1 protein-coding gene is annotated in these 1,307 nt (G+C 48.3%); it reads right to left on the reverse strand.

The window, feature by feature from the left end:
- The coding region (locus tag RHEIN_RS17080; protein ID WP_008900230.1) for an IS4 family transposase at window positions 1–1,307 on the reverse strand (1,307 nt) is incomplete at both ends.

Raw genomic sequence — 1,307 nt, forward strand, 5'->3', positions numbered from 1 at the left:
CCAGCTCGTACCCTTCAAGGATGGTTTGTAACATAAACCATCCTTCCCACAACCGCTCCCAACCGACTATTCCTGTTCGTTTACTATCATGCCAACCAGCTAGTTTGCCTAAACTTAGGTAAGCCCAGTGCACTGATGGCGCTTCTTTTGGTGGCTTACTCTTTTCGACCTTCAGCCATAATAATTTCCAAGCTTTAGGACCGAGTAAGGTTTCACAGCTTTGTTTTCCGGAGAGTTCTTTTTGCAAGCCAAGGTGGCGCAGTTGCTGAATTCGCACCGCAATAAACGCCAGTATGGTGATCATTCGCTCAAGGTTACTTTTACTTTGCAATCGCAGGGCTTCGACCTGAGTACCCCCTGTTTTCCATGATTTATGGAAGTCTTCAATCAACCAGCGCTTTTCATACCAGCCCAGAGTCGTCAACGCCTGCTCTTTCGTTGTTACAGGTTCCGAGGTCAGAAGGTGCCAGCACAAGCCATCGTCACGGCCTCGCTCAATACAGCTGACATAATACAATTCTGTACTTTGCCCTTCTTTGTTACTGGGCATCTTCAGCGTCACCGGCGCAAAACGCACATCACAAATTGCAGTGCGCGCTTTACGCCCACCTTTTTGCACCACATCAACCTGCCGCTCACCGGCACTTTGCAACGACCTACCATAGAGATGCAACTTACCGTCCGCTTCTTCGATATGACGACTTATCATCGAACGCACCACAAACCGTTGTTGATGCTCAAGTTTGTATTGGAGGTACTCAATTAAGTCGGCTTCCCGGTCACAAACGCTGATGACATGTGGCATGTGACTTCCTAAACGTGCAGCAACCTGACGCGAGGCTCTTTCCCACTTGAAGCTTTCCTTTTCCTGATAGGGCCTTTTGGTCGCTTCCTTGCTGATGCCTTTGGTTGCTATATCACGGGTCCACAGGGTTTGTTCAATTAAACCAACCACTTGCTTTTCAATGGGCGCATATAGCAACACCGAATGCGCCTGAAATCCGCGACTGGATTGATAAGACGTAATGTGACCCAGCTCATCATTGACTCCCTTATGGGAGAAATTCAAAGAACTGGTATCTTCCAGCGCCAGCAGAGTGTTAAAGGCCAAGGCTTCTTGTTTAGTTGCCATAAAACCTGCTTCCGCAATGGCATTGGCTGAAATCGCATCATTGCGAATAAAACGATAAGCCGCTTCGATGTCTGCGGCAGATTGATTGGCTTGTGGCACAGATTTCCCCGTATGAGCAGCTAAGGTCGCCGACAGTGTAATCAAACGTTTGACACGTCGACTATCACCCAAGCTA

The sequence above is a fragment of the Rheinheimera sp. A13L genome, assembly GCF_000217935.1.
Taxonomy (GTDB): Bacteria; Pseudomonadota; Gammaproteobacteria; order Enterobacterales; family Alteromonadaceae; genus Pararheinheimera.